We start from the raw sequence: 25,294 nt of genomic DNA on the forward strand, positions 1-25,294 counted from the left end.
CACCTCCCGGCACCCGGCACCCGGCACCCGGCACCCGGCCAAGACCGCCGCACCGAAGCGGCTGATACTCACGCTGGGCGTGTCCGCTGTCACCGTCGCGGCTGCCTGCCTGCTCGGCGGCCACACGGCCCCCCTGGCCGTGGCACTGCCGCTGTTCGTGGGCGCCGTCGCAACCGCGGCACCCGCTGTCGTCGAGACCGTCAACGCGACCGCCCCGCACGCGCGCGGCGCAGCCGTCGCCCTCTACGCGTACAGCGTGTTCATCGGTGCCGGCCTGGGCCCGCAACTGGCCGGCGCCCTCACTGGACAGGGTTTCGGCACCCTCCTGCCCGTCGCCGCCGCCGGGCTCGTCCTGGGCGCCCCCCTGGCACTGCCGGCCCTGCGCCGCCGGCGCCCCGAGTGGTCGCTGTTCTGTGCGCGTGAGCCCATCACACCCCGGGGCGCGATGGGCTCACGCGCACGAGGCTCCGCCCTCCCGGGGGTCATCACTGCTCCGGGGCGGATTGCTGACGCTGGGTGGCGTGGAGGCTGCCGAGCAGGGCCAGCGCCTGGGCACCGGGGCTTCCCGGCGCGGCGTGGTAGATCACCATCTGCTGGCCCGGCGCGCCGCGGACGTCGAAGGTCTGGTAGGTGAGATCGAGGTGACCGACGTCGGGGTGGAGGAGCTCCTTGCCGGCACGGGTCTTGCCGTGGACGGCGTACGAGGACCACAGAGCGGCGAACTCCTCGCTCTCCTCGGCCAGGGATTCGACGAGGTCGTGCAGGCGCCGGTAGTGCGGGTCAAGACCCATGGCGTGGCGCAGCCCGGCCACGACCGCCTCCGCCGCCCGGCCCCACTGGGTGAAGAAGCTCCGGGCGGCCGGATCCAGGAAGGTCATACGGGCCATGTTGTCCATGCCCTCGAACGGGGAGAACAGGGCGTCGGCGAGCGCGTTCGAAGCCAGGAAGTCGTTGGCCGGGTTCAGGACGAACGCCGCGGCGTTCGCGTACCCGTCCAGCAACTGGCGCAGCGCGGGACTGACCGCTTCCCCCGGCTGCGGCCGCTCCCCCTCCGGCGCGGTGCCCGCCAACCGGAACATGTGCTCCCGCGCTTCGACATCCATCAGCAGCGCGCTGCTGATGGCCTCAAGGATCTGCGGCGAAGGGCTGCGCTCACGCCCCTGCTCCAGACGGGCGTAGTAGTCGCTGTTCATGCCGGCCAGCAGCGCGACCTCCTCCCGCCGCAGCCCCGCCACCCGGCGCGCACCCCAGGAGGCGAGCCCGACGTCGTCGGGGCGCAGGCGGGCGCGGTGGGCGCGCAGGAAGTCTCCGAGATCATTGCTGGCCACCCCTTCAGGCTAAGCCGCCCCCACTCCGCGTGCCTGGGTGCGCCGTACCCAGGCACGACTCGTCCTGGCTCCCTTCCCCCGCCCCGCTCAGGCTGGTGATCACCACCGCGAACAGCAAGGAGCACATGGTGAGCAACCAGTCGAGCCCGCCGCACGCAGCCGCCGGGCCAGGGACCGGTGACGTGAACGTGGTCGGGATGTGGGTGACCGCTGACGGGCAGGCCTGAACGGTGGCGGCGGCGCCGAAGACGTTGGCGCCGAACTGGGCCCGTACTGACATCCGCTCTGCGCACGACAGAGCACCGGGCGGCCGTGGACGGTCCCTCACCGGCCCGCCCGTACGCGGGGGTCTCCCGGCCCCGTCTCGGCCGCGGTCCGTCGCATGACACTCCCCGGCCCGGAGGATAGGGTCTGGCGTGGTTCATTCGGGAAAGGTGCGCTGGTTGGCATGACGCAGTGGACTTCCGTGGTGGGCTCCACGCACCTCGCGCGGCTGATCGGCTCCCTGCGGGACCGGCCCGCGGGCGCGCGCCGCCCGCCCGCCTACCGCGCGCTGGCCGAGGGCGTCCGGCTCCTGGTGCTCGACGGGCGCTTACCGGTGGCGGCGCGGTTGCCGGCCGAGCGGGAGCTGGCCCAGTCGTTGAACGTCAGCCGCACCACCGTCGCCGCCGCCTACGAGGCTCTGCGCGGCGACGGCTTCCTGGAGTCCCGCAGGGGGGCCGGGAGTTGGATCACCGTCCCCGCGGGTCATCCGCTGCCCGCGCGCGGCCCGGAGCCGCTGCCGCCGGAAGCGCCCGGCTTCGTGATCGATCTGGGGTGCGCGGCGCTGCCCGCCCCTGAGCCCTGGCTCACCCGCTCCGTGCGGGGCGCGCTCGAAGAACTGCCGCCCTACGCCCGGACGCACGGCGATCATCCGGCCGGGCTGCCCGTGCTGCGGCGGATGCTCGCCGACCGCTACACCGAGCGCGGCGTCCCGACCACGCCCGAGCAGATCATGGTCACCACGGGCGCCATGGGCGCGGTCGACGCGATCTGCCGGCTCTTCGTGGGCCGCGTCGAGCGCATCGCCGTCGAGTCGCCGTCGTACGCCAACGTCCTCCAGCTCATGCGCGCGACGGGCGCCCGGCTGGTGCCCGTCGCGATGGCCGAGGGGCCGACGGGTTGGGACATGGACCGCTGGCGCCGGGTGCTGCGGGAGTCGGCGCCCCGTCTGGCCTACGTCATCGCGGACTTCCACAACCCGACCGGCGCCCTGCCCGGTGACGACCAGCGCCGCGGCCTCGTGGACGCCGCGCGTTCTGCGGGCGCCGTGCTCGTCGCCGACGAGTCGATGTCGGAGCTGTGGTTCGAACCCGGTCCCGAGATGCCGCGTCCGGTGTGCTCGTTCGACCCGGCCGGCTCCACCGTCGTCACCGTCGGCTCGGCGAGCAAGGCCTTCTGGGCGGGGATGCGCATCGGCTGGGTGCGCGCCGCGCCCGACGTGATCCGCGGCCTGGTGGCGACGCGCGCCCACTCCGACCTGGGCACCCCCGTACTGGAGCAGCTCGCTGTCAACTGGGCCATGCGGACCGGCGGTTGGGAGCGGGGTGTGGAGGCCTGCCGGACGCTGGCCCGAGACAACCGCGACACCCTCGTGGCAGCGGTGCGCCGGGAGCTGCCGGACTGGGAGTTCGAGGTGCCCGGTGGTGGTCTGACGCTGTGGGCGCGCGCGGGCGGGCTCTCCGGGTCGCGCCTCGCCGAGGCCGGCGCGCGGCTCGGGGTGCGGGTGCCGTCCGGGCCGCGTTTCGGCGTGGACGGGGCCTTCGAGGGCTATGTGCGCCTGCCCTTCACGGTGGGCGATCCGCTGGCGGGCGAGGCGGCGGCCCGCCTCGCGGCCGCGGCCCGCGCGGTGCGGTCCGGCGCGGACGCGGGTACGGAGCCGACGGGGGCGTTCGTGGCGTGAACCTGTCGTTACGCGACCGAGAATCGCCGTTCTCCGGCCATAAGTGGCTGGAATCGACAAGATTTGATTGACACTCGGACGGGCCAATGCTTGAGTGCACGTCGGGGCCGGGGGCATTCTCTTGAATGGCTGGGACCATACTGGTCCCGAAAGTCGCAGACGACGGCTGGGGGAAGGGGGAGCGAAGCCATTCCTCCTCCATCACCGATTCGACGCATTACTGATTCCCGCTCCGCAGGATCGCCCATTTCGTCCGTCTAAGCGAGACAGATTCAGAGGGCAGCCGTGTCAGCCAAGTCAGTTTCCGCAAGAACTTACGGCCCGGCCGGCCTGGTCGTGATCGCGATGATCAGCGTCCAGTCCGGAGCCGCGGTCTCGACTTGGATGTTCGACGAGATCGGCCCGATGGGCACTGCCTTCACCCGTCTCGCCTGGGCCGCCGCCTTCCTGCTGCTCTGGGCCCGTCCCCGGCTGCGCGGGCGGGAGCCCGGAGACCTGCGCGTCGCCGCCACGCTCGGCGCCATGAGCGCGGCGATGACCATCTTCTACTTCCTCGCGGTGGACCGGATCCCGCTGGGCGTCGCGAGCGCCCTCGAGTTCCTCGGTCCTCTCGGCGTGGCGATCTTCGGGCTGCGCGGCCGGCGGCTCGACCTGCTCTGGCCCGCCCTCGCCGCCGTCGGCGTCCTGGCCCTGGCCCGCCCCTGGGAAGGCTCCGCGGACCTGGTCGGGCTGCTGTTCGGCGCACTGTCCGGGGCGTGTCTCGGCGGCTACGTCGTCTTCACCCAGAAGGTCGGCGACCGGTTCGCCGGCGTCGACGGGCTCGCCCTGTCCCTGACGGTCGCGGCGCTGTGCGCGGCGCCGTTCGGCCTCCCCCAGGCGATGGGCCACTTCAGCACCGCGGTGGTGGTGGGGTCCGCCGCGGCCGCGCTGCTGCTGCCGGTCCTGCCGTACGTCCTGGAAATGGTCGCCCTGCGCAGACTGACCACTGCGGCGATGGGCACCCTGATGAGTTTCGAGCCGGGCATCGCGGCCGTCGTGGGCCTCGCCCTCCTCAGCCAGTCGATGACGCTGCTCCAGTGTTTCGGCCTCCTGTGCGTGGTCCTGGCCAGCATCGGAGCCGTACAGCGCGGCCGCCGCCCGGACCTCGCGCCCGAGCCGGTCGGCGCCTCCGCGGGCGCCGAGTCGGCCCGCGGCTAGCCGTCGGATGCGGAAGGACCGCACCCGTTCCTACTGTTGTCCGTTCCGATTCGATCCTCCTCTCCTCGGGCGTACTCGTTCCGCCGCGCGCCTTCGGCGTCGCACGCCCCTTCGATAACCGGGGTTCCTGGCTGCCGGTGAGCCGGTCCCCCCATTGGACAACCGCCTCCGCTCATTCCCTCCGTCGCGAGTCGATGAACAGGTGCACGGCGTTCGTCTTGAGGGTCTGAACAGTTCACGAGGTGGTGGGCCTCGGCCGGCATCGGCTTTTCACCGCGATGCGCCGAGGAGCACGAAAGAATCCACACTGCCGTGCAAGGAAAGGGACTCACATGTCACGCGAGCGCCTCGAGAAGCTGGCCGCCGAAGGAATGGAGCGGCTCTTCGAGAAGGTCCCGAAGGCTCGGGAATTCCACGCCGCCGAGTGGAGCGACCCGGACTACTACCGCCGCCACCTGGTCGAGACCGTACTGCGCATCCGGCTCAACAACGAGGTGGACGCCTACGGCCTCTACAAGGTGGGCTACAAGGACCACCGCCTGGCCGCGACCCTCGCCCGGTACCTCTCGGAGGAGAACAACCACGAGGGAATGTTCCTGAGGGACCTCAAGGAGTTCGGGCTCACCAAGGAGGACGTGGACGCCACGCGCCCGCTCCCCTCGACCGAGTACCTGATCGGGTACATGTACTTCTCCATCAACCAGGAGGGGCCGCTCCCGACCACCGTCTGGAACTGGTTCGTCGAGTGGTACTCCGACCGCTACAACCCGGCCATCACCAAGCACGCGGCCGAGGTGTACGGCCTGGAGAAGGTCAAGGGCTCCCAGGCCCACATCGACTACGACGAGTCCCACGACCACGACGAGCTGATGTGGTCCACGGTGGACCGCGCCATCAAGGGTTGGGGTTCCCTGGAGGACGCGGAACGGCACCTGGTCAACTTCATCGACCTCATAGCGCTCTACTTCACCGAGCTCTACGAGACCACCGTGGGCAGCAAGGTCTGAATCAGCCCGCACCCCTCCGCACGACCGCGTGAAGCCCTCCGACCGTAAGGATCCGTAGTGCCCGATGCGACCGTCCTGATAATCGAACCGGAGTCATCCGGAATCGACCTCATCCCGGCAGCGCTCGGGCTCGGCTTCGGCGTCCACGTGGTCGACCGCCGGGCCGCCCACGAGCTGCCCTCCGCGGTGCGTGACGCCGTCGCCGCGGGAACGGCGACCCACCTCCGGGTGGACACGCGGTCGGCCGGGGCGGTGGCCGACGCGGCCGCCGCCCTGGCCCGGCGGACCGAGATCGCCGCGGTGGCACCGGCGTTCGAGTACGCCGTGCCCGTCGCCTCGGCGGTGGCGGCCCGCCTCGGCCTGCCGGGGATCGCCCCCCGTGCGGCCGAACTCCTGCGCGACAAACGCAAGATGAAGCAAGCCCTGTCGGTCGGCGGTGTACGCGTGGCGCACGGCGTCTCGCTGGCCGCGGAGCGGGTCGACGACAAGGCGCTCCAGCACGTGGCCCGCCGGGTGGGCTTCCCCGCGGTCGTCAAGCCCGTCAACGGCTGCGGAAGCCTCCGGGTCCGCCGGGTCGAGGAGCTGGAGGAGCTGCGCGAACAGGTGGAGCTGTCCCGGCGCGACCCCATCGACGACATGGGCCTCAGCCTCGGCAACCTGCTGCTCGTCGAGGCGTACGTGACGGGCCCCGAGGTGAGCGTCGAAGGGTACGTCGCGGACGGCGCCGTCCGGATCGTGGCGGTGACCGAGAAGCAACTCGGCCCCGAGCCGCACTTCGTGGAGATCGGCCACGTCGTGGACGCCGGACTCGAACCGAAGGTGCGGGCCGACGTGGAGCGGGCCACCCGGACCGCGGTCGAGGCCCTCGGTCTGCGCGTGGGGGCGTTCCACCTGGAGGCGCGGCTGACGCCCACCGGCCCGGTCGTGATCGAGGTGGCCGCGCGCCTGGGGGGCGACCGCATCCAGGAGCTGGTCTCGGCCGCGTACGGATTCGACCTGCCGCGGGCGATGATCGAGGCTCTGGCCGGGCTCCCCGTGACCCCACCGGACCCCGCCCTCCGGCCGCGGTTCGCCGGGGTGCGCTTCTTCACCGTCCCGTCCCCGGCCGTCCTCCGCGACCCGGACCGGCTGGTGGAGCGCGTGTCCGCGGTGGCCGGGTGCCGCGACGTCTCGGTCAGCCACGAGGCGGGGGCCCTCCTGCACCCGACCACCGACTTCCGCGACCGCTTCGGCCACGCCGTCCTGGTCGCGGACGACCGGCCGGCGCTGGACGCCGCGCTGGCGCGGGTGGACGCCGAGGTCGCGCAGTCCGTGGGGAGCGCCGTCGTATGCATATCCTGATCATCAACCGCTACAGCGACGACTTCGCCGACTACGGCCGGTACCTCGACCACACCCGCCACCGGGTCAGCTACGTGACGATCGCCGACCACGTCCCGATGATCCCGCCGGGCACCGGTCACGTCGAGGTCGTCGAGGACGTCCGCGACGCCGACTCCGTGGTGGCGGCCGCGAGCCGCTGCCACCACGCGGCGGGCGCCCTCCAGTCGGTGATCGCGCCCTCCGAGTTCGACCTCCTCACGGCCGCCCTCGTCCGGGAGAAGCTCGGCGTGCCGGGCCCCGACACCGAGGCCACCTCGCTCTTCCGCGACAAGGTGCGGATGAAGGCGGCCCTGTCCGCGGCGGGCTTGCGCGTCCCCCGGTACCGCGCGATCCGCTCCCCGCAGGACGTCGTCGCGTTCGCGGCCGAGCACCCCGGCCCCGTGGTCGCCAAGCCGAGGGGCGGCGCGGCCTCCGCCGGCTGCTTCGTCATCGCCGAGGGCGAGGACCCCCGGCGGGTCCTGGCCGACCGTGACCTCTTCGACTACGAGGCGGAGGAGTTCGTCGAAGGGCCGATCTGGCACGTGGACGGGCTCCGCCACCGGGGCGAGGACGTCTTCACGCTCAGCTCCCGCTACCTGGACACCTGCCACGGGTTCTCCCAGGGGCGCTGGCTGGGCTCGGCCGTGCAGGAGGGGCCCGGAGCCGAGGCCGTCTCCCGCTTCGCGGCCCAATGCCTCGACGCCCTCGGCCTGACCGACGGCCCGTACCACCTGGAGGTCATCGAGCACCGCGACGGCCTGGTGTTCCTGGAGGTCGGCGCGCGGGTGGGCGGCGGCGAGATCCCGTTCGTCGTCCGGGACGTCTACGGTGTGGACCTGTTCGCGGACTGGTTCCGGATCGCGCTCGGCCAGCCGCCCGCGGTGCCGCCGGCGGCGGCCGGGGGCGCGCCGCGGGAGTACGCGGGCTTCCTGATGCTGCCCGAGCCGGTCGGCTCCACGCTGCTGTCCCGCCCCTCCCTCGTCGGGCAGATCCCCCACCTGTACGCGGAGGACCTTCCGCAGCCGGGACACGTCTTCTCCGGCGACGGCGGCTACGAGAACATCCTGGGCCGCTTCCGCTTCCGCGCCCCGTCCCCGCAGCAGGTCGAGGAGGCCATCAGCCGGACGGTGGAGGCGTACCGCTGCGAGTTCGCGGTGTAGTGCCGCTCCCCCGCGACGGGCCGCACCCGCGCTCGCGGGGGCGGCCCGCCCGCGGGTCGTCCAGCGGCCGTCGCGCGGGCGCGGCGCCCGTCCGGTGCGCGCCCCCGTCCCCCGGTCCGCCGCGCACCGGGCCGCCGAACCGTGCGTACGGCACGGGGGGGGGGCCGGTCCGGCCGGCGGCCGGGGCTCCGCGTGCCGTGCCGGTCGCGGCCGTCGACACGAGCGGCCGCGACCGGCCCGTTCACGGCAGGAGCTGGTCCGCCTCCGCCTCCCGCCCCCGACCGGTCGGCCGCTCGCGCCCCCAGGCCGCCAGCGGCTCCAACGCGTCGTTGAGGCGCTTGCCGTCCTCGGTCAGCGAGTACTCGACGCGGGGCGGCACCTCGTCGTAGGAGACGCGGTGCACGACGCCGTCCGCCTCCAGTTCACGCAGGTGAGAGGCCAGCACCTTCTCGGTGATCCCCGGAAGCAGCCGGCGCAGCTCGCCGAAGCGGCGGAAGGGGCGCTCGTGGAGCGCCCAGAGGATCAGCACCTTCCATTTGCCGCCGATCACCTCCATCGCGCTGTCGATCCCGCAGACGTGTCCGCCCGGTGTGCTCGGCCGGTTCAGCGTCGCCATGACCCCCCTTTCCGACGTGCCCGCCCACCCCGAGGCGACCACCCACTTCGAAGTGCGTACTTGTCCGTCCCCGGACGTCCGACCAGCCTAAGCGGCATGGAACAGAACACTGTTGAGAAGAACCCCGTCACGCTGCTGGGCCTCGGTGCGATGGGCGCCGCCCTGGCCCGCACCTGGCTCGCCGCCGGCCACCCGCTCACCGTCTGGAACCGCACCCCGGCCCGCGCCGCCGCGCTCGCCGCCGAGGGGGCGCGGGCCGCGGACACCGCCGCCGAGGCGGTCGCGGCCAACCGCCTGGTCGTCGTCTGCCTGCTGGACGACGCCTCGGTCGAGGAGGCGCTGGCCGGCACCGACCTGGCCGGCAAGGACCTGGTCAACCTGACCACCAGCACGCCCGCGCAGGCCCGCGCCCGCGCCGCGTGGGCCCGCGAGCGCGGCGCCCGCTACCTGGACGGCGGGATCATGGCCGTCCCCCCGATGATCGGAGTCGCGGAAGCCGGCGGCTACGTCTTCTACAGCGGCTCGTCCGAGCTGTTCGAGCGGCACCGGCGGACCCTGGCCGTCCCGGCCGGCACCACCTACGTCGGCGAGGACGCGGGGTTCGCGGCCCTGCACGACGTGGCCCTGCTCAGTGCCATGTACGGGATGTTCGCCGGGGCCGCGCACGCCTTCGCCCTGATCCGCAAGGAGGACATCGACCCCGCGGCCCTGGCCCCGCTGCTCGCCGACTGGCTCGTCGCGATGGCCCCGGCGGTGCACGAGACCGCCGGCCGACTGCGGAGCGGCGACTACACCGAGGGGGTCGTCTCCAACCTCGCGATGCAGGTGGCCGGTGTCCCGACCTTCGTGAGCACCGCCGAACAGCAGGGGGTCAGCATCGAACTGCTCAGCCCCTACTTCGCGTTGATGCGCCGCCGGCTGGCCGGGGGCAGCGGCGAGGAGGACCTGACGGGCGTGGTCGACCTGCTGGCGCGCTGACCGGCGCACCCGCCGTCCGGAGCGGCTGCGGCCGTGCGCCTGGACGACGGGGCGGAGGGGCGCCGGGCTCCGCCGGAACTCCGGCCGCCGACCCCGTACAGCCCTGGGCGATGGGGCGAACGACGGAACCGCGCCGTATCCGTCGGCTTCGCGTGATAGCGCGGCGATTCACGGGGTACCTGCTGCTCACCACCGGAGCAAGCACGGAGAAAGTAGGCCACGATGTCCACGCGTTCCCGCACGGCACGCAACGACCGCACCAGGGTCCAGCAGGCCGCGATGATCGTCGGAGCGGTGTTCCTTCTGGTGGGGGTGGCCGGGTTCATCCCCGGAATCACCACGGACTACGACACCATGGAGTTCGCCTCGCACCACTCCGAGGCCAAGCTGCTGGGCGTCTTCCAGATCTCCATCCTGCACAACCTGGTCCACCTGGCCTTCGGCATCGCCGGACTGACCATGGCGCGCACCGCCTCCGCGGCGCGTACGTACCTGCTGGCCGGCGGCGCCGTCTACCTGGTCCTGTGGCTGTACGGCCTGTTCGTCGGACACCACAGCAGCGCCAACTTCGTGCCGCTCAACACGGCCGACAACTGGCTGCACTTCGGCCTCGGTCTCGGCATGATCGCTCTGGGGGTCGCGCTGACCCGTCGCCGCACGGGCGCCCTCGGGGTCTGACGGCCCCGGACGGGGTGACGGGCGGAGGGCCGGCCCTCCGGAGCGCCAGGACGCACGGTCGCGTGGCGCGGAGGAGCCGGGGCCGGGCACGTCGCATCCGGTGACGTACGGCCTCCCCCGACGAGGCGGCCGCGCGTACACCGCCGGTTCGTCCACATGGTCGGCCACCGCGTCCGCGGGGTCGTCCGGCCCGCGCCGAACGGCCGGGAGCGAGGGGCGGGAAGGGATCACCTTCCCGCCCCTCACCCGTGCCGCGGACGGGGTGGGACGGGACGCGTCGAGGGGCCCGACGGGGGTACTCGGCCGGGCACGGTCGACCGCCTCCCGCGGCAGGGGCTCTTCGCGGGGGCCGCCGGGACGCGGATCCCAGAAGGAGGAGGCAGCGATGGACGAGGACACGACCGGCGCGGCGGCGGACGGGCCCGTGCGGTTGCTGCTGGTCTCCGACACCCACGTGCCCCTGCGCGCCAAGCGGCTGCCCGACGAAGTGCTCCGCGAGGCGGACCGGGCGGACGTCGTCGTGCACGCCGGGGACTGGGTCGACGTGGCCACCCTGGACCTCCTGGAGGGGCGTGCGCGCCGCCTGGTCGGGGTGTACGGCAACAACGACGGCCCGGACCTGCGGGCCCGGCTGCCGGAGGTGGCCCGCGTCCGGCTGGGGGGCGTGCGGTTCGGCGTCGTCCACGAGACGGGGGCGGCCCGCGGGCGGGAGGCGCGCTGCGCCGCGCTCCACCCGGACCTGGACGTCCTGGTCTTCGGCCACAGCCACATCCCCTGGGACACCGAGGCGCCGGGCGGCCTGCGCCTGCTGAATCCGGGGTCCCCCACGGACCGCAGGCGGCAGCCGTACCGCACGTACATGACGTGCACGGTGGCGGACGGCGTGCTCGGCGAGGTCGTCCTGCACCGCCTGCCCCGGCGCTGACCGCTCAGCGCCGCTCCCGGCCGGTCCGGGCCGCGCGCACTTCCGGGTGGTCGCGCGGCGGAGCCGTCGCCCCTCGGCAGCGGCCGCGGTGCACGGCCCGCTCAGCGGCGGCGCCGTGACGCCGTCGTCGTCGCACGGGGGAGGCGGTCGCCGGGCGAGGGCCGCGCCCTGCCGGGTGCCCGACCGGCGTTCCACACGCCGAGGCGGGCGCGGAACGTGAGAAAAGGCCGGGAATGGGCACCCGCTGGGTGGTACGGGTGCCGCCCGCACCGCCGTCGGCACCAGGAACGGACCTGCCCATGAACCGTCTCGACCGCCTTGCCTTCCGCACGGCCCGCGCCACGGCCCGCCGGCGCGGCAGCCGGCCGGCGCTCCACCCCGACGGAGTGATCCTCGTGGGCCGCCTGGACGTGCCCGCCCGGACGGCCCGCTGGGGCGTGCCGTTGCTGGACGGCCCCGGCTCGTACGCGGTGACCGCGCGCTGGTCGCGCGCCGCCGGCTTCCCCCGGACCCTGCCGGACGGGGCGGGGCTGGCGCTGCGGGTGGCGGACGCCGGAGGGCCGGGCCGCCCGCTGGACCTGCTGCTGACGACCAGCGGCCGCGGTCGCTGGACCCGCCACGTGCCGCTTCCCCGCACCTCCGCCACGGCCGGCCCGTACTCCACGCTGCTGCCGTACGTCGTCGGCGTACGGCACGGGGTGCTGGCCCTGTTCCCGGAGCCGGGGGCCCCGCGGGTTCCCACCGACCCGGCGGCGGTGGGGGTGGCCACCGCGGTGCGGCCCCTCGCGTTCCGGCTCTGCGTCGGGACGGGCGCGGCCTGGACGGGCCTGGCCCGGTTGTCCCTGCTCGGCGAGGACCCCGCGGAGCGGTCCCCGAGCGGCGAGGCGTTCGACCCCTACCGCAACCTTCTGCCCGACCTCCACCCGGTGGACCGTCTGCGGGCGCTGCGCGTCGCCGCGTACGCGGGTTCCCGCGCCGGGCGGTACGCGCGACCGCCCGGCTGACGCCCCCCGGCCGTCCCAGGGGCGCGGAGTGGGGCGCCCGGCCCGGCCCACCGCCCCAGGGCCGGGCGCCTCGTGCCTGATCCCTCCCGTACGGGTCAGCGGGAGACGACGACGTGCCGTTCGTCGGGGACGCAGTGCGTCATCGTCAGGCCCTCGACGTCACGCGGCGGGTTGTCGCCGAGCCGGGCGAGACGCTCGCGGTCCTCGTCCGACAGGTCCTGGCTCGCCAGCGGCCGGAGCCCCGCCACGTCCTTCGGGGTGATGCCCAGCCCGTCTCCGACCCGGCGGCCGAGGTCGTTCTCGACCAGGAGGAAGTGCCAGACCATCCTCTCGCGCACCGCCCGGTCGCACTGGGAGAGCATGTCGACGAGGTTCGTCACCAGGTCGTCCCGCTCCCACTCCTCCATGAGGAGGTAGCGCTGGCCGGCCTGCAGGTAGTCGTTGGTCCGCGGGATGCGCTTGCGGGTGAGGCGGCCGCGGATCTCCGGCCCCTGCTCGTCGTGCGTCGGGTACTGCGCCTCGCGCAGACCGCCGGTGATCGACGGCTCGTAGTTCACCTCGGGGTTCTCGCCGCGGGCCGCGTTGTCGTACGCCATCTGCCCGTCGCGCTGGTTGGTGGCCACGTGGGCGTGTTTCGCCTGGTTGACGGGGAGCTGCAGGTAGTTCGGGCCCACCCGGTAGCGCTGGGTGTCGCTGTAGGAGAAGGTCCGCCCGACCAGCATCTTGTCGTCGGAGAAGTCCAGCCCGTCGACCAGCACGCCGGTGCCGAAGGACACCTGCTCGTTCTCCGCGAAGTAGTTGTCCGGCACCCGGTCGAGCACCATCCGGCCGACCGCCTTCGGCGGGAAGTCCTGCTCGGGCCAGGTCTTCGTGTCGTCCAGCGGGTCGAAGTCCAGCTCGGGGTGGTCGTCGTCGGACATCATCTGCACGACCAGTTCCCACTCGGGGTGGTCGCCCCGCCGGATGGCGTCGTAGAGGTCCTTGGTGGCGTGCCCCAACTCGTGCGCCTGGACGTTCGCCGCGTCCTCGGCGGTCATGCTGCGGACGCCCTGCTTGGGCAGCCAGTGGTACTTGACCAGCACCGACTCGCCCTCGCCGTTCACCCACTTGTACGTGTTGACGCCGAAGCCCTGCATATGGCGGTAGTCGGACGGGATGCCCCGCGGACTGAACAGGTTCACGAGCATGTGCATACTCTCCGGCGTCTGCGACATGAAGTCGAAGATGCGTCCGGGCTTCTGCTCGTGGGAGACCGGGTCCGGCTTGAGGGCGTGGATGACGTCGGGGAACTTGACCGCGTCCCGGATGAAGAAGACGCCGAGGTTGTTGCCCACGAGGTCCCAGTTGCCGTCCTCGGTGTAGAACTTGACGGCGAACCCGCGGGGGTCGCGTGCCGCTTCCGAGGAGTCGCGGCCGCCGATCACCGTGGAGAAGCGGACGGCGACGTCCGTGCGCCTGCCCGCCTCCTGGAACAGCTTCGCGCGGGTGTAGTGGGAGATGGGCTCGTCGCCCCACTTCCCGTACGCCTCGAAGTAGCCGTAGGTCGTCACGCCCCGCGCGTGCACCACGCGCTCGGGGATGCGCTCCCGGTCGAAGTGGCTGATCTTCTCCAGGAAGTGGTAGTTCTCCAGGGTGGCCGGGCCGCGGGCCCCCACGGTGCGCTGGTTCTGGTTGTCGAAGACCGGATGGCCCTGCCGGTCCGTGAGGATCGGCCGGTCGTCGTCGGGGGCCGATCCTGCGCTCGCTACGTCTGTCACGGTCGCCTGCTCCTTCTCCTCGTCCCAGTGATGTGGTGCCGCGCCGCCCGGCCGGTACGACCGGGCCCTCGAGCGTCCGAGGACGCCCCGCGTCCCGTTCCGGCGGCCGGCGTTCCGCGCCCGTCGCCCTCATGCTCCCTCCGGACCGGCGACACCACCACCGCAGCACCGGCCGCGGTGGTGGTGTCGCCGCTCCCGCGCCGGCCGCGTGCGGGGGCCGCGCGGTACAGGACCGCGGCGGTCCGCCGCCTCCGGCGCACGGCACGGTCGCCGTCCGCGGGCGGGGCGTGCAGTGGTCAGCCGTCCTTGCCCATCGCTTTGCGTACGGCGTCCTTGGTGCGGTCCATGAGGGCGGTGACGGGCCCCAGGGCCATGTTGGCCCCGGCGGACTCCACGCCGGGGTGGGGCCGGGTGGGGGCCATCGCCTCGGCGGCCTTGACGCCCCGCGCCATGGCGGCGAGGCGGGCGCCGTCGGCGCTGCGGCGGATGTGGGTGAACTCGTAACGCTCCTCGGCGCGGGCGTGGTACTGGACGTCCTTGCGCAGCTTCATGAGCCGCGGCATGAACGTGGGGTCGTCGGTGTCCACCTCGTCGAGGTCGGCGAGGGCCTCCTTGGCCGCCTTCTCCTCCTCGAGGCGGTCCTCCACCACCTGCTCGCCGCCGGGGAACCCGCGGCGGGCGAAGGGGTGCACCACCTCCTCCTCGGCCGTCTCGTGGACGGCCAGGAGACGCACGAGCCGCCGGAAGGCATCCCTGCGCGCGTCGCCGCCGCCCTGCTCGACCTCGTCGAAGAGGTTGCGGATGTCCCCGTGCTGCCGCATGAGCAGCGCCACCACGTCGTCGTCGGCGGCGTGGTCGTCGCCCGCCTGCGGAGTCTGTTTCGCGGTCATGGCAGCCTCCGTCAGCTCTCTTCCCGCAGCGCGGGGTCGGGGTGCGGCCCTTCGCTCTCCTCGCGGTACTCACGACCGAACATCTCCTGGTGCTGCTCCATCACCCGGTCGCTCGGGGGAACCTCGCCGCCGTGGATCTGTTCCTGCATCCGCTCGAACCGCTCGTGCGCCTCGCGCACGTAGCCGGCGCCCAGGGTGGTGAGGTCGATCTGCGTGTCGAGCAGCTCGCGCAGGTACGCCTTGTTGGGCTCGAACGTGAGCACGTTGGGCAACTGGGGCGCCAGCACCTCCTCCGGCTGCCGGCCGTCGTGGCGGCGCATCAGGTCGCAGGCGATGTGGAGGTGCTCCAGCTCCATGTTCAGGTGCAGCTCCCAGATGGACTTCACCCTCGGGTCGCTCTCCTGCTCCATGAAGGAGTAGTAGAGGTAGCACTCGTTGTACTCGTGGTTGACCAGTTGCTCCCACCACGTCTCCCCGGGATCGACCAGGGACTCGTAGTGCGTGACGTGCTCCTCCTCGATCAGCCCGATCTCCTGGTAGAGCTGGCGGGCGATCGGCTCCATGTAGGTGGGGCCGGTGTTCATGTAGAAGTTCATCGTCTGCTGCTCGGCCGACATGACCGTGAGCGCGTGGAGCTTGGACAGCGGGTCCGTGCGGCTGCGGTCGTAGGGGTCGCGGACGTTGTCCACCGGGTCTCGGTGGTGGAACCTGGTGGGCCGACCGGGCATGACCTCGGTCAGACCCTGGACGATGGAGTCCGCCTTGCGGTGCTCGATCATCTCGTACAGGTTGGCGTACCGGTACAGGTGGTCGAAGTCCTCCAGCACGCCGAACTGGTACGCCTGCTTCAGGTACGGGTCGGGCTCCATCCGGGCGATCCACGCCGTGAGGTCGACCGCCACCTGCTCGTACGCGATCGTCGTCTCCAGCACCGACGACACACCCGGCAGCAGCCAGTTGACCACCTTCTGCTGCTGCGCCTCGATGTACCGGGTCCGCGCCAGCTCCCTCTTGATGTCGGGATCGAGAGTGTGGCGGGCCATCTGGTGGCTGAACATGATGGCCTCGACCTCGATGCCGTTCATCGTGATGATGCGGCAGCGGGTGTACGGGTCGCAGTGGTCCGGATCGATCGGTTTCACGTTCAGCTCGCGCCAGTTCCTCAACTGACGGTCGAGCGGGATGCCGCGTTGCTCCAACGGATTGAACGTCATGCGGTCTTTCCTCCAAGCGGAAAGTAGAGAGCCCAGCGGGTACCCCTTGTTCACACACGGAAACGAATTTTTCACGCCACGCAGCACTGCCGAAATTCCGTATGTTCGGCCCGTGTGCACCCGTTCACGTGCGGCCCTGTCCGCAGGGAAAGGACTGCACGGGAGGGGCTTTCAGACAATTTCCTTTTCCGTGCGCCCATCCGGACGACGGCGCCGTCGGAGAACACCGGAAAAAGGAGGATCAGTATTTCGGCCGGCCGCGACCGGCACGGGTCGCTCGCCGGACCGGCGCAGGCGGCGCGCCCTCACGCGCCCGGCCGCCCGGTACCAGGAGACGGCGAGCACGGCCCCGAGAGCGGCTTCCACCACGTCACCGCCGTAGTACATGACGCGGGCCCCGGTCCGCAGATCGGCGGGGGCGTACGCGGTGCCGGGCGGCGGCGCCGCGTACAGGGTCTTGGCGAGGACGGCGTGCGCGGCGCCGGCGGCCAGCAGGGTCGCCCCTCGCAGGGGCAGGCTCCAGCGTCGGCGCACGGGGTCCACCTGGCAGACGGAGAACGTGAAGAGCAGCCCGGCGGCCAGGACGTGCGCGTGCAGGAGCACGTGGCCCCAGGGGTGGTGCTGGACGGCCGCGAACAGCTCGGTGCGGTACAGCAGCCACAGCCCGCCGAGATCAAGCAGGGCCGCGAGCGGCGGAAGGAGCAGCCAACCGACCGGCCGTGAACGCGCCAGGGCCAGGAAACCCCGCCGCGTCGCGCCGGGGGGCAGGACGCGCAGGGCCAGGGTGAGGGGACGGGCCAGGACGAGCAGCAGGGGGGCCGCCATGCCCAGGACCAGGTGGGCGACCATGTGGGCGGTGAACGGCGCACCCGGCCGCGGGCCGACCGCGGCCCACGCCACCCCCGCGCTTCCGACGGCGGCGGACGCCTCGCGCCACCGGGGCCAGGCGTCCCCGCGCCGTCGCAGACGGCCTGCGGCCAGCCAGTAGCCGGCGGCGGCCGCCGACGCGGCGGCAGCCGCCACCTGCCCGGACAGGCCGGGGCCCGCGGCGTGCGCGAGGATCACGGCGCCGATCCGGCCCGGCGGGAGCGGCGGGCGCGGACGCCCAGCAGGAGGCCGGCCACGACGAGCGCGAGGCCGCCGAGGTTCCACGCCCAGTCGTACGGGGTGACGTCGACGCCGTAGCGGATCTGGTGCAGGCGCAGCAGCTTGTGGTCGACGATCCCGTCGAAGAGCTGGAAGGCGCCGAGCCCGAGGACGAAGCCCGCCCGGGCGTACGGCGGGGCCAGGGTGCGGGAGCGGCGGAGGTCCGCGTAGAGGAAGAACCCCGCGACCAGCGCCAGCAGCTCCCCGGTGTGCAGCAGCCCGTCCGACAGGAGGCCCACCGTGCTGGTGGAGCGGTCGTAGAAGTGGTGCCATCCCAGGATCTGGTGGAAGACGATCTCGTCGACCGCCGCCATCACCGCCACGCCGATGATGCCGCAGACCGCCGCCGACCTGCGGGTGGCGGGCGGCTCCGGTGGGCCGGGGGTCCGAAAGTCCGCTGCGCTCATGGGGCCGCCTCCTGGTGCGAACGGCGTGTGCCGCCCGGTACGCCTACCCGTTCGCGCGGGGGCGGGCCGCCGGCCCCGGCGTCCGGGTGAACGGGCCGGGGGCCGTACGCACTCACCGCGGGCCCGCCCGCCGACGCGTGGAAGGGCCGGCCTCGACGCGGGTTCCCGTCATTGGCTCACTCCGCGTTCTTCTGGGTCAGGCAGTCGTACCCGAGTTGCATGGTGTCGGCCAGCGCCAGGGCGGTGAGGCCGCCCGTCACGGTGCGCGCGGCCCGCGGCCACAGCAGATGGGCGCCGGTGAAGGTGGTCGCCAGCCAGACGCTGAGGCAGAACGGACAGGTGACCAGCTCACCGACGGTCGACCGGACGCGGCCGCCGCGGGGGCTCTCCTTCACCTCGGCCGGGCCGGTCGCCTCCTCGTACCGTGTGAACGGCGCCCGGAGCGGGCTCGTGACGGACCCCTTGCTGAGCAGCCGGCCGAGCCGGAACACGGCCGCCGCCGTGAACAGGACGTCGACGGGGCGGTGCCGGTCGGGCAGTTCCGGCTTCCGCGCGGCCACCACCGCGCCCCAGGCCGCCGTGTACGTGCCGAACGCGGCGAGGGCCCCCAGGTGCCCGGCCAGTGCGTGTTCCTCCTGCGGTGAGTAGGCCCTGCTCACGCGCCGGAGCGCCGCCGTGAGCCCGTGCGGGCGGGTTCCGTTCGTACGTACGCCATGCTCCATGGGGAAACCTCCACTGGTTGCGGCTCGTCGCACGCGTCCGTCCGAGGCGGCGCCCCCACTGGCCACGCGGCCCGTCTTCTGCGTCATGGGTCCCCAGTAACCCCGTGGGCCGCGAGGAAACCGCCACCGGCCACCCGTCCATCTGGTGGTCCCCACCCGCCGTCCCTGGCCGACGAAGCGCCCGGCCGGTGCGGCGAACCCGACGCCCTCCCACATCGACCTGAATCCGACGCGGCGCAGGGGCTGGTGGGGAAGGGCCCACCGGATGGGGCGGGAGCCTTCCGCACGGGGTCCGAGCCGCGCGGGATCCGGTCGCACTTCGGCCATGGGCGTCCCGCTTCCGGATCAGCCGGAGACGGCCCCGTCCGACGGCCCGGTACGGGACTTCGCGCAGGTCAGCGGTGTGGGCCGGAGGGCGTGAGCCGGTGCGGAGCGACCGCGGGGAGGACATCGCGCCCCGGTGGCGGTCGTGCCCGTGTGCTTACGATGCATCCATCGGGTCAGAGCGAGCACAGACGCCCCCGGCGCCCCGCTCGCAGGTGAACACCCGTCACCACAGCACGCCCGATGCCGCGACGGCATCGGACACGCCCCCCGGCGAGACCCGTCGGACGCCCCGCACGCCGGGGCCGTGGACGCGGGTCCCGTGCGGCGCGGCGGCCACCGGGCCGCGGGGCGCTCGTACGCCACTGATGCGCCGCCACGGGTCCGGACCCGGACGCGGTCCCCTCGTCACACCTCGGCGCGCCGCGCCCTTCGGCACCGCCCCCTTGGAGGCACCCCGTGCACGCACCCCCCGGTCGAGACCTGTTGCTGCGACCCGACCGCGTCTGGGACGCGGTCGCGGACGGACCCGTCGACGGGGTGTCCGTCCTCCTGCGCGACGGGCGGATCGAAGCGGTCGGGCACGGTCTCGGCGCCGCGCCGGGAGGGGACGTGATGGAGCTGCCCGGCTGCACACTCCTGCCCGGATTCATCGACTGCCACGTCCACCTCCTGGACGAGAACGCGGAGACGAAACCGGCGGCGTACCAGACGCTCACCGCGGTGCCGGCCCTCCGGGCCCTGCTGCACAACGGATTCACGACCGTCCGGGACCTGGGCAGCGCCCACCTGCCCCTCAACGTGTCGCTGCGCACGGCCGTCGAGGACGGGCTGATCGAAGGGCCGCGCGTCATCGCGGCCCCCAACATCCTCTCCCCCCGCGGCGGCCACGGAGACAAGGAGCCCGCCCTCGCCCAGCGGTACGGCCACCAGGTCGGCACCCTGGCCGACGGCGTCGAGGAGGTGCGGCGCGCCGTGCGCGAGCAGTCGCGAGCCGGGGCCGACTGGATCAAGTTCGCGGGCGGCGGCGGCTTCTCCTCGCCGGTGGACAGCCCCACCAGCACCTCCTACTCGCAGACGGAGATGCACACCATCGTCTCCACCGCCGACGACCTCGGCCTGCCGTGCGCGGCGCACGTCTTCACCGACCGAGCGGTGCGGCGAGCCGTGGCCGCGGGGGTGCGCAGCGTGGAACACGGCTGCTTCGCCACCGCCGCGACGTACCGGCTCATGGAGGAGGCGGGCGTCTTCCTCTCGCCCACCCAGTACGTCCAGACCTACTTCCTCGACCGGCTGGAGGACGACGACTTCTGGCCCGGTCCCAGAGCCGTCATGCGGCAGAACTACCGCGAGCACGCCGAAGCCCTGCGCGAAGGGCTCCTGCGGCCGGCCCGTACCGGCGTGAAGATCGCCTTCGGCACGGACGCCGGGATGTTCCCGCACGCCGACAACTGGCGTGAGTTCCCCACCATGCTGGCCCACGGCCTCACCCCCCTGCGCGCCCTGCGGGCCGCCACCCGCGTCGCGGCGGACCTCCTCGAACGCCCCGACCTGGGCCGTATCACCCCCGGAGCGACCGCGGACCTCGTGGCGCTCGAGGGCGACCCCTTTCAGGACATCGGCGCCACCGGCCGCGCCCGGCACGTGTTCCAGCACGGCCGCCCGGTCGCCGGGCGGCACGTCCCCGTCCCGGTGCGCACGGGCCGGGGACGGCCACGGCCTCCGCGTCCCGAGCCGGACAAGGAGGCCCGCGCGGCATCCGAACAGCTCATCGAGGCGATGAGACCGGACGTCGAGCGGTTCGCCAGCGGCAACCGGGTGGTCGAGCTCGCCCGAGCCGGGCGGATCGGCCCCGACCACTTCAAGCGCCTCCTGCTCGCCGAGTACCAGTGCCAGGAGTCCAAACTCTCCGCCTACGCCCTCCTGGTGGCACGGCACCGCCACGAGATACCGGCGGCCCTGTTCTCCGGCCTCCAGCAGACCGTCGCGACCGCCCGCGGCCTGCTGCGCGAGGCCGCCCCGTCCGTCGGCATCACCGACCGCGCCATCCCGGCGCTGCCGACCGACCAGGGCCTGTTCCGCGTGGTGCGCGACCTCACGTGGATGGGCACCCAGGCGGGGGCGGCCGAAGCGGCCCTCTACGTCCACACGGACCTCTCGACCTGGTGCGCCCTCTTCGCTCGCGTCGTCGCCGCCTCCCGCGACCTGCCCGACGTGCCCGCCCCCGTGCTCGCCTACCTGGAGTCCTGGGGCGAGCGGCCGTCCCCCGAGGTCGCCGAGGAGACCGTGGACGTGCTCGCCCACGGGTTGGCCCGCGGGGAGGAACCGGACCGCGTCCTCCACACCGCCCGGCAACTGGGACAGCTCGTCGAGCCGTACTGGACGTACGTCGCCGGCGGCTGAACGGGCGCCCCACCGGCCGGACGGCGCCGCCCGCCCCCACGCCGCGCCCGAGGGCCGCGGACCGGGCGACGGCCCGTCACATCGACCCTGCGCACGGAGGAGACCGATGCATTCCGAGGACCGACCGTCGGACACGTCCGTCATCGACCACCTGCTCGACCGCCTGCGCGCACTCGGCGTCCGGCACGTGTTCGGCGTCGTGGGCGACTACACCATGCGCGTGCTCGACCGGGTCCTTGCCCACCCGGAGATCCGCTGGGTGAGCACGGCCAGTGAGCTGGGCGCCGCGTACGCCGCCGACGGCTACGCCCGCCTGCGCGGGTTCGGCGCCGTCCTCACCACGTACGGCGTCGGCGAGTTGAGCGCGGTCAACGGCGTGGCGGGCAGCTACGCCGAACACGTCCCGCTGCTGCACATCGCCGTGGGCCCGCCCCGGTCCGCCGAGCACGGCGCCGGGGTCGCCCACCACACGCTGGGCGACGGGGACTACGAACACTTCGCCCGCGCGTACCGGCAGGTGACCTGCGCCTCCGCCGTGCTCCGCGCGGAGGACGCCCCCGCCGAGATCGACCGCGTCATCACCACCTGCCTGGACGAGAGCCGTCCCGGATACCTCTGCCTCCCCCAGGACGTGGCCCTCTCGTCGGCGCCCCCGTCCCCCCGTACGGTGTGCCGGCCCGCTCGACGCGCCGCCGCCGACCGCCGCGGCCTCACCGCGTTCCTCGCCGCCGCGAAGGAGCGGATCACCGGCGCGGGCGACGTCGCGGTCCTGGCCGACAGCCTGGTGGACCGGTTCGACGCCCGCGCCGAACTGACCGGCCTGCTGGCCACCGGCTCCCTCCCCCACTCCGTCCTCGTGACGGGCAAGGGGCTCGTCGACGAGAGGGCGCCGCACTACCTCGGCCTGTACGCCGGGGCGTGCAGCGACCGCGCCGTCTCCGCCGCCATCGACGGCGCGGACCTGCTGATCCGTGCCGGAGTGCGGCTCGCCGACACGACCAGCGGCGGATTCACCCACGGCTACGATCCGGACCGGGGGATCAGCCTGGACCCCACCACCGCGAGCGTCGACGGCACCGCCTTCCCCGGCGTCCCCCTGTCCGCCGCGCTGGCGGGCCTGACGCGGCTGGTCGACGGCCGCCCCTCGCGCGGGGCCTGCCCCGCGGCGCCCGAAGACGACCGGCCGCCGCCCCCCGACGGGGCGGCGCTGACACAGGAGTACCTGTGGCAGGCGGTGGGCGCGGCCGTGCGCCCGGACCACACGGTCCTCGCCGACCAGGGCACGCCCCTGTTCGGCATCGCGCCCCGCCGCTTCCCCGCGGGGGCCCGCTTCGTCGCCCAACCCGTCTGGGGCTCGATCGGCTACGCCCTGCCGGCGCTGCTGGGCGCGCAACTCGCCGACCCCTCGCGCCGAGGGCTCCTGCTCATCGGCGACGGAGCGGCGCAGATGACCGTCCAGGAGATCGGGACGCTCGGACGGCAGCGGCTCACCCCGGTGATCGTCCTCGTCAACAACGACGGGTACACGGTCGAACGCGCGTTGCACAACCCGGAAGCCGGCTACAACGACATCGCCCCGTGGCGGTGGGCCGACCTGCCCGCCGCGCTCGGCGTGCCCGAGCCGCTCGTCCTCTCCGCCCGCACCGCGGCCGAACTCCGGCGGGCCCTGCGGGCCGCCGCCGACGCCGAGGACCGGCTGGTCCTCATCGAGGCCGTCACCGCGTGGGACGACCTGCCCCCGCTCCTCGCGCGCTTCGCCGGGACGGCCGAGCGGTGACGCGGCCGGCGCGGCGGCCGAAGCGCCGGGGGGCCTCCGGGCCGACGGCGGTCGGGCGCGGAGCGGCGCCGCCATGCGCTGCTTCCCGCCACGCGGACGATCGCCCGCGGAAACGGCCGGTTGCCTACGGCGGGACGGCGCTCCACGCGGCCGGGCCGATGCCCGTGATGGCGGAGTGCTCCGTGGGGCGGCGCCGGCGCGTCGTTCGGGCCAGTCGCCGCGGGCGCCGCGGAGGGCGCCCCTCCCCGCACGCCGCGGCGTGCGCGCAGATGGGCGGCGCGCCGCCCGCGCGGCGCCCGGAGCACCGGTTCCGGGGCGCCGCACGGGTCATGGCGCGTTGTCGCACCGCGTGCCTGATCGCCCGCGTCGCGGGCACCACCCCGGACAGCGGGAGTGCGCGGCGCCGAACCCGCCGGGCAGGCACAGCCCGGCCCCTCTCCGACGAAAGGACGTCATGATGCCCGCCACCGAATTCCTCGACCGGGTCGGACTCCATGTGCCCGACCACCTCAGCGCCAACGAATTCCTCTCCCTGGCCAGGGAGGGCAGGATCGGGAAGGAGCACCTGCGGAGGTTCGCGCTGGCCGAGTTCCAGTCGCAGGAGGCGGAGCTGGTCGCCTACGGGCTGCTGCTCTCCCGGTATCCGCACGAAGTCCCCGGCGGGTTCTTCTCGTTCGTCGCGCACGAGCTGATGAAGGCGCGGCACCGGATGGTCGGCGGGCTGGCGCCGGCCCTGGACATGTCGCCGGACGAGATGCGCCGTATGCCGCGGTCGGAGCCGGTGCGGCGCTTCACGGAGTTCATCTCCTGGGTGGCACTGCACGCCGGTCCGGGCGAGGCCGCCCTCCTGGCCCGCACCGACTTCACGCTCTGGTGCAACACGTGCGCCGTCCTCGCGAACGTGCTGGGCGAGTCGGAGGACGTGCCCGCCGAGGCGACGGCGTACATCGCGGCCTACCGGGAGAATCCGCCCGAGGTGGCCGACGGCGTCCTCCAGGTGATCGAGTACGGCCGGACTCACGGCGAACCGGACGAGTGGATCACGCGGAGCGCGCTGCGGATGGAGCCGGCGCTGCGCGAGTGGTGGAGGGCCGTGGCCGCGTCCGGATGACGCCGCGGTGCACGGCAGGCGTGCGCGACGAGGAGAGGAGGGCGCCATGGGACGCCGAGTCGGTCAGGTGACGTTCACCGAGGAGAGTTTCGCGCTCTTCCGCGGTCGCCTGGCCCAGTGCCTGGACACGTTGGCCCACGTGGTGGACCACCCCGACTTCGGCGCGCTTCCGCCGACGGTCGGCGCGGAACTGGAGCTGAGCCTGGTGGGGGAGGGCGGCCGCCCCGCCCTGGTGAACACCGCCGTCTGCGACGCGCTGGACGACGACCGGGTCACCCCCGAGGTGGCGCGCTTCGACATCGAGCTCAACCTGACTCCGGTCGCCCTGGCGGGGCGTCCGTTCACCGCGCTGGCCGGGGAGGCGGCCCGGATGCTGGACCGGATAGCGGCGGTGTCCGTGCCGCGGTACGGGGCGCGGCCCGTACCCATCGGCACGCTGCCCACGCTCGTGGCGGCGGACCTGACGGCGCGGGCCCTGACGCCGCGTCCGCGCTACCACGCCCTGGAGGAGGCGTGGGCCCGGCGTCGCTCCACGCCGTTCACGGTGCGGGTGGGAGACGGCCCGCAGGGAGCCCTGTCGGCGGAGTCGGTGGCGGTGCAGGGCGCCGCGTGTTCCTGGCAGGTGCATCTGACGGTCCCTCCCCGGTGGTTCTGCCGCACCTTCAACGCCGCCCAGCTCGCCACCGGCCCCGCTCTGGCGGCGGCCGTCAACTCGCCGCTGCCGCTGGGGCGTCGGGCGTGGCAGGAGGCGCGCATCGCCCTGTACGAGCAGGGGTTCGGCGACCGGCAGGGGGCCGGGGGGCGGGGGGCGGCGCGTCCTCGGGTCGGGTTCGGCGGCGCCTGGCTCCAGGGCGGGCCGCTGGCCGCGTTCGAGGAGGCGGTGCGCCGTCACGACGTCCTGCTGCCCGCGCCCGCCGACGCCGGGGGCGGCGGTGGCGGACAGCCGAAGGACCCGTATCCGGCGCTGGAGGAGCTGAGGCTCCATCTGAGCACGGTCTGGCCGTGGAACCGCCCGGTGTACGACCCGGCGGGGAACCTGCGGATCGAGTTCCGGGCGCTGCCCTCCGGGCCGACCCCGCTCGACATGGCGGCGAACACGGCCTTCCTGATCGGTCTCACCTACTGGCTGGCGGCGGGCGAGCGCGACGTGGCGCGGTGCCTGCCGTTCGCCCGCGCCAAGGAGAACTTCTACCGGGCCGCCCGCGACGGCCTGGACTGCGAGCTGTGGTGGCCGTCGCGCGGCCACGCGGCCGGGGGGGGGGGGGGGGGGGGGCGCCTCCCCCCCCCACCCCCGCCCCCCCCCCCCCCCCCCCTCCTTCCCCCCCCCCCCCCCCCCCGGCCCCTTA

The 25,294-nt window shown here is 73.6% G+C and carries 21 protein-coding genes; 13 read left to right on the forward strand and 8 right to left on the reverse strand.

What is annotated here, in order from left to right; genetic code table 11:
* Positions 1-485: 485 nt before the first annotated feature.
* Entirely contained in the window at positions 486-1,328 is an 843-nt protein-coding gene (locus tag ACZ6EJ_RS13535) for a helix-turn-helix transcriptional regulator (RefSeq protein WP_469266988.1), read from the reverse strand.
* 448 nt (positions 1,329-1,776) lie between these two features.
* On the opposite strand from ACZ6EJ_RS13535, the gene ACZ6EJ_RS13540 reads away from it, so the two are divergent.
* The 5 genes from ACZ6EJ_RS13540 to ACZ6EJ_RS13560 all read left to right on the forward strand — a co-directional run bounded on the left by ACZ6EJ_RS13540 (position 1,777) and on the right by ACZ6EJ_RS13560 (position 7,996).
* Entirely contained in the window at positions 1,777-3,270 is a 1,494-nt protein-coding gene (locus ACZ6EJ_RS13540) for an SCO1417 family PLP biosynthesis transcription factor (RefSeq protein ID WP_469266990.1), read from the forward strand.
* A gap of 285 nt (positions 3,271-3,555) precedes the next feature.
* Entirely contained in the window at positions 3,556-4,467 is a 912-nt protein-coding gene (locus ACZ6EJ_RS13545; protein ID WP_469266992.1) for an EamA family transporter, read from the forward strand.
* A 332-nt stretch (positions 4,468-4,799) separates the two neighbouring features.
* Entirely contained in the window at positions 4,800-5,474 is a 675-nt protein-coding gene (locus tag ACZ6EJ_RS13550) for an iron-containing redox enzyme family protein (protein WP_469266994.1), read from the forward strand.
* A 57-nt stretch (positions 5,475-5,531) separates the two neighbouring features.
* On the forward strand, positions 5,532-6,815 hold the full coding sequence (locus ACZ6EJ_RS13555) for an ATP-grasp domain-containing protein (protein ID WP_469266995.1): 1,284 nt from the start codon (positions 5,532-5,534) through the stop codon (positions 6,813-6,815).
* Positions 6,803-7,996: an ATP-grasp domain-containing protein gene (locus ACZ6EJ_RS13560; protein WP_469266997.1), complete on the forward strand. Its 1,194-nt coding sequence runs from the start codon at positions 6,803-6,805 to the stop codon at positions 7,994-7,996. Before ACZ6EJ_RS13555 ends, ACZ6EJ_RS13560 begins: the two co-directional genes overlap by 13 nt.
* A gap of 241 nt (positions 7,997-8,237) precedes the next feature.
* On the opposite strand, the gene ACZ6EJ_RS13565 is transcribed toward ACZ6EJ_RS13560, so the two are convergent.
* The gene (locus ACZ6EJ_RS13565) at positions 8,238-8,612 is read right to left on the reverse strand and encodes a winged helix-turn-helix transcriptional regulator (RefSeq protein ID WP_469266999.1); all 375 of its coding nucleotides are present in this window, start codon (positions 8,610-8,612) and stop codon (positions 8,238-8,240) included.
* A 96-nt stretch (positions 8,613-8,708) separates the two neighbouring features.
* Between ACZ6EJ_RS13565 and ACZ6EJ_RS13570 the strand changes: the two genes are divergently transcribed.
* The 4 genes from ACZ6EJ_RS13570 to ACZ6EJ_RS13585 all read left to right on the forward strand — a co-directional run bounded on the left by ACZ6EJ_RS13570 (position 8,709) and on the right by ACZ6EJ_RS13585 (position 12,197).
* Positions 8,709-9,590 (forward strand): NAD(P)-dependent oxidoreductase, encoded by an 882-nt coding sequence (locus ACZ6EJ_RS13570; protein WP_469267001.1) that lies wholly within the window; start codon positions 8,709-8,711, stop codon positions 9,588-9,590.
* Positions 9,591-9,812: 222 nt separating this feature from the next.
* Positions 9,813-10,268 (forward strand): DUF4383 domain-containing protein, encoded by a 456-nt coding sequence (locus tag ACZ6EJ_RS13575; RefSeq protein WP_469267003.1) that lies wholly within the window; start codon positions 9,813-9,815, stop codon positions 10,266-10,268.
* Positions 10,269-10,692: 424 nt separating this feature from the next.
* Positions 10,693-11,193, forward strand: coding sequence for a metallophosphoesterase family protein (locus tag ACZ6EJ_RS13580; RefSeq protein WP_469267024.1), 501 nt, complete (start codon positions 10,693-10,695; stop codon positions 11,191-11,193).
* Between the two features lie 299 nt (positions 11,194-11,492).
* Complete coding sequence (locus tag ACZ6EJ_RS13585; protein ID WP_469267004.1) at positions 11,493-12,197, forward strand: phosphodiesterase; 705 nt, start codon at positions 11,493-11,495, stop codon at positions 12,195-12,197.
* A 95-nt stretch (positions 12,198-12,292) separates the two neighbouring features.
* Here ACZ6EJ_RS13585 and ACZ6EJ_RS13590 read toward each other — a convergent pair whose 3' ends face one another.
* The 6 genes from ACZ6EJ_RS13590 to ACZ6EJ_RS13615 form a co-directional block, all read right to left on the reverse strand.
* On the reverse strand, positions 12,293-13,954 hold the full coding sequence (locus ACZ6EJ_RS13590; protein WP_469267006.1) for a catalase: 1,662 nt from the start codon (positions 13,952-13,954) through the stop codon (positions 12,293-12,295).
* 296 nt (positions 13,955-14,250) lie between these two features.
* Positions 14,251-14,844 carry a hemerythrin domain-containing protein gene (locus ACZ6EJ_RS13595; protein WP_469267008.1) on the reverse strand — a complete coding sequence of 198 codons (594 nt, stop codon included), beginning with the start codon at positions 14,842-14,844 and terminating at the stop codon, positions 14,251-14,253.
* An 11-nt stretch (positions 14,845-14,855) separates the two neighbouring features.
* Positions 14,856-16,058 (reverse strand): hypothetical protein, encoded by a 1,203-nt coding sequence (locus ACZ6EJ_RS13600; protein ID WP_469267009.1) that lies wholly within the window; start codon positions 16,056-16,058, stop codon positions 14,856-14,858.
* Between the two features lie 171 nt (positions 16,059-16,229).
* Positions 16,230-17,123 carry a cytochrome c oxidase assembly protein gene (locus ACZ6EJ_RS13605; protein WP_469267010.1) on the reverse strand — a complete coding sequence of 298 codons (894 nt, stop codon included), beginning with the start codon at positions 17,121-17,123 and terminating at the stop codon, positions 16,230-16,232.
* A complete protein-coding gene (locus tag ACZ6EJ_RS13610) occupies positions 17,120-17,611 on the reverse strand; it encodes a DUF2243 domain-containing protein (RefSeq protein WP_469267011.1) in 492 nt (163 codons plus the stop codon). Before ACZ6EJ_RS13610 ends, ACZ6EJ_RS13605 begins: the two co-directional genes overlap by 4 nt.
* A gap of 176 nt (positions 17,612-17,787) precedes the next feature.
* Positions 17,788-18,270 carry a DUF1360 domain-containing protein gene (locus ACZ6EJ_RS13615; RefSeq protein ID WP_469267012.1) on the reverse strand — a complete coding sequence of 161 codons (483 nt, stop codon included), beginning with the start codon at positions 18,268-18,270 and terminating at the stop codon, positions 17,788-17,790.
* A gap of 846 nt (positions 18,271-19,116) precedes the next feature.
* Between ACZ6EJ_RS13615 and ACZ6EJ_RS13620 the strand changes: the two genes are divergently transcribed.
* The 4 genes from ACZ6EJ_RS13620 to ACZ6EJ_RS13635 all read left to right on the forward strand — a co-directional run.
* Positions 19,117-21,060 (forward strand): metal-dependent hydrolase family protein, encoded by a 1,944-nt coding sequence (locus tag ACZ6EJ_RS13620; RefSeq protein WP_469267014.1) that lies wholly within the window; start codon positions 19,117-19,119, stop codon positions 21,058-21,060.
* Positions 21,061-21,166: 106 nt separating this feature from the next.
* The gene (locus ACZ6EJ_RS13625) at positions 21,167-22,837 is read left to right on the forward strand and encodes an alpha-keto acid decarboxylase family protein (RefSeq protein ID WP_469267016.1); all 1,671 of its coding nucleotides are present in this window, start codon (positions 21,167-21,169) and stop codon (positions 22,835-22,837) included.
* Between the two features lie 457 nt (positions 22,838-23,294).
* Positions 23,295-23,948: a hypothetical protein gene (locus ACZ6EJ_RS13630; RefSeq protein WP_469267018.1), complete on the forward strand. Its 654-nt coding sequence runs from the start codon at positions 23,295-23,297 to the stop codon at positions 23,946-23,948.
* Positions 23,949-23,994: 46 nt separating this feature from the next.
* Positions 23,995-25,294 (forward strand): glutamate-cysteine ligase family protein (locus tag ACZ6EJ_RS13635; RefSeq protein WP_469267020.1); only part of this gene is annotated, 1,300 nt, incomplete at its 3' end.

This window comes from Streptomyces sp. NPDC041970, assembly GCF_055588985.1.

Bases quoted from the DNA above. Each gene is read 5' to 3' on its own strand.
- ACZ6EJ_RS13540 (WP_469266990.1), top strand. From the start codon at position 1,777: ATGACGCAGTGGACTTCCGTGGTGGGCTCCACGCACCTCGCGCGGCTG.
- ACZ6EJ_RS13550 (WP_469266994.1), top strand. From the start codon at position 4,800: ATGTCACGCGAGCGCCTCGAGAAGCTGGCCGCCGAAGGAATGGAGCGG.
- ACZ6EJ_RS13560 (WP_469266997.1), top strand. From the start codon at position 6,803: ATGCATATCCTGATCATCAACCGCTACAGCGACGACTTCGCCGACTAC.
- ACZ6EJ_RS13565 (WP_469266999.1), bottom strand. From the start codon at position 8,612: ATGGCGACGCTGAACCGGCCGAGCACACCGGGCGGACACGTCTGCGGG.
- ACZ6EJ_RS13570 (WP_469267001.1), top strand. From the start codon at position 8,709: ATGGAACAGAACACTGTTGAGAAGAACCCCGTCACGCTGCTGGGCCTC.
- ACZ6EJ_RS13575 (WP_469267003.1), top strand. From the start codon at position 9,813: ATGTCCACGCGTTCCCGCACGGCACGCAACGACCGCACCAGGGTCCAG.
- ACZ6EJ_RS13585 (WP_469267004.1), top strand. From the start codon at position 11,493: ATGAACCGTCTCGACCGCCTTGCCTTCCGCACGGCCCGCGCCACGGCC.
- ACZ6EJ_RS13595 (WP_469267008.1), bottom strand. From the start codon at position 14,844: ATGACCGCGAAACAGACTCCGCAGGCGGGCGACGACCACGCCGCCGAC.
- ACZ6EJ_RS13600 (WP_469267009.1), bottom strand. From the start codon at position 16,058: ATGACGTTCAATCCGTTGGAGCAACGCGGCATCCCGCTCGACCGTCAG.
- ACZ6EJ_RS13610 (WP_469267011.1), bottom strand. From the start codon at position 17,611: ATGAGCGCAGCGGACTTTCGGACCCCCGGCCCACCGGAGCCGCCCGCC.
- ACZ6EJ_RS13625 (WP_469267016.1), top strand. From the start codon at position 21,167: ATGCATTCCGAGGACCGACCGTCGGACACGTCCGTCATCGACCACCTG.
- ACZ6EJ_RS13630 (WP_469267018.1), top strand. From the start codon at position 23,295: ATGCCCGCCACCGAATTCCTCGACCGGGTCGGACTCCATGTGCCCGAC.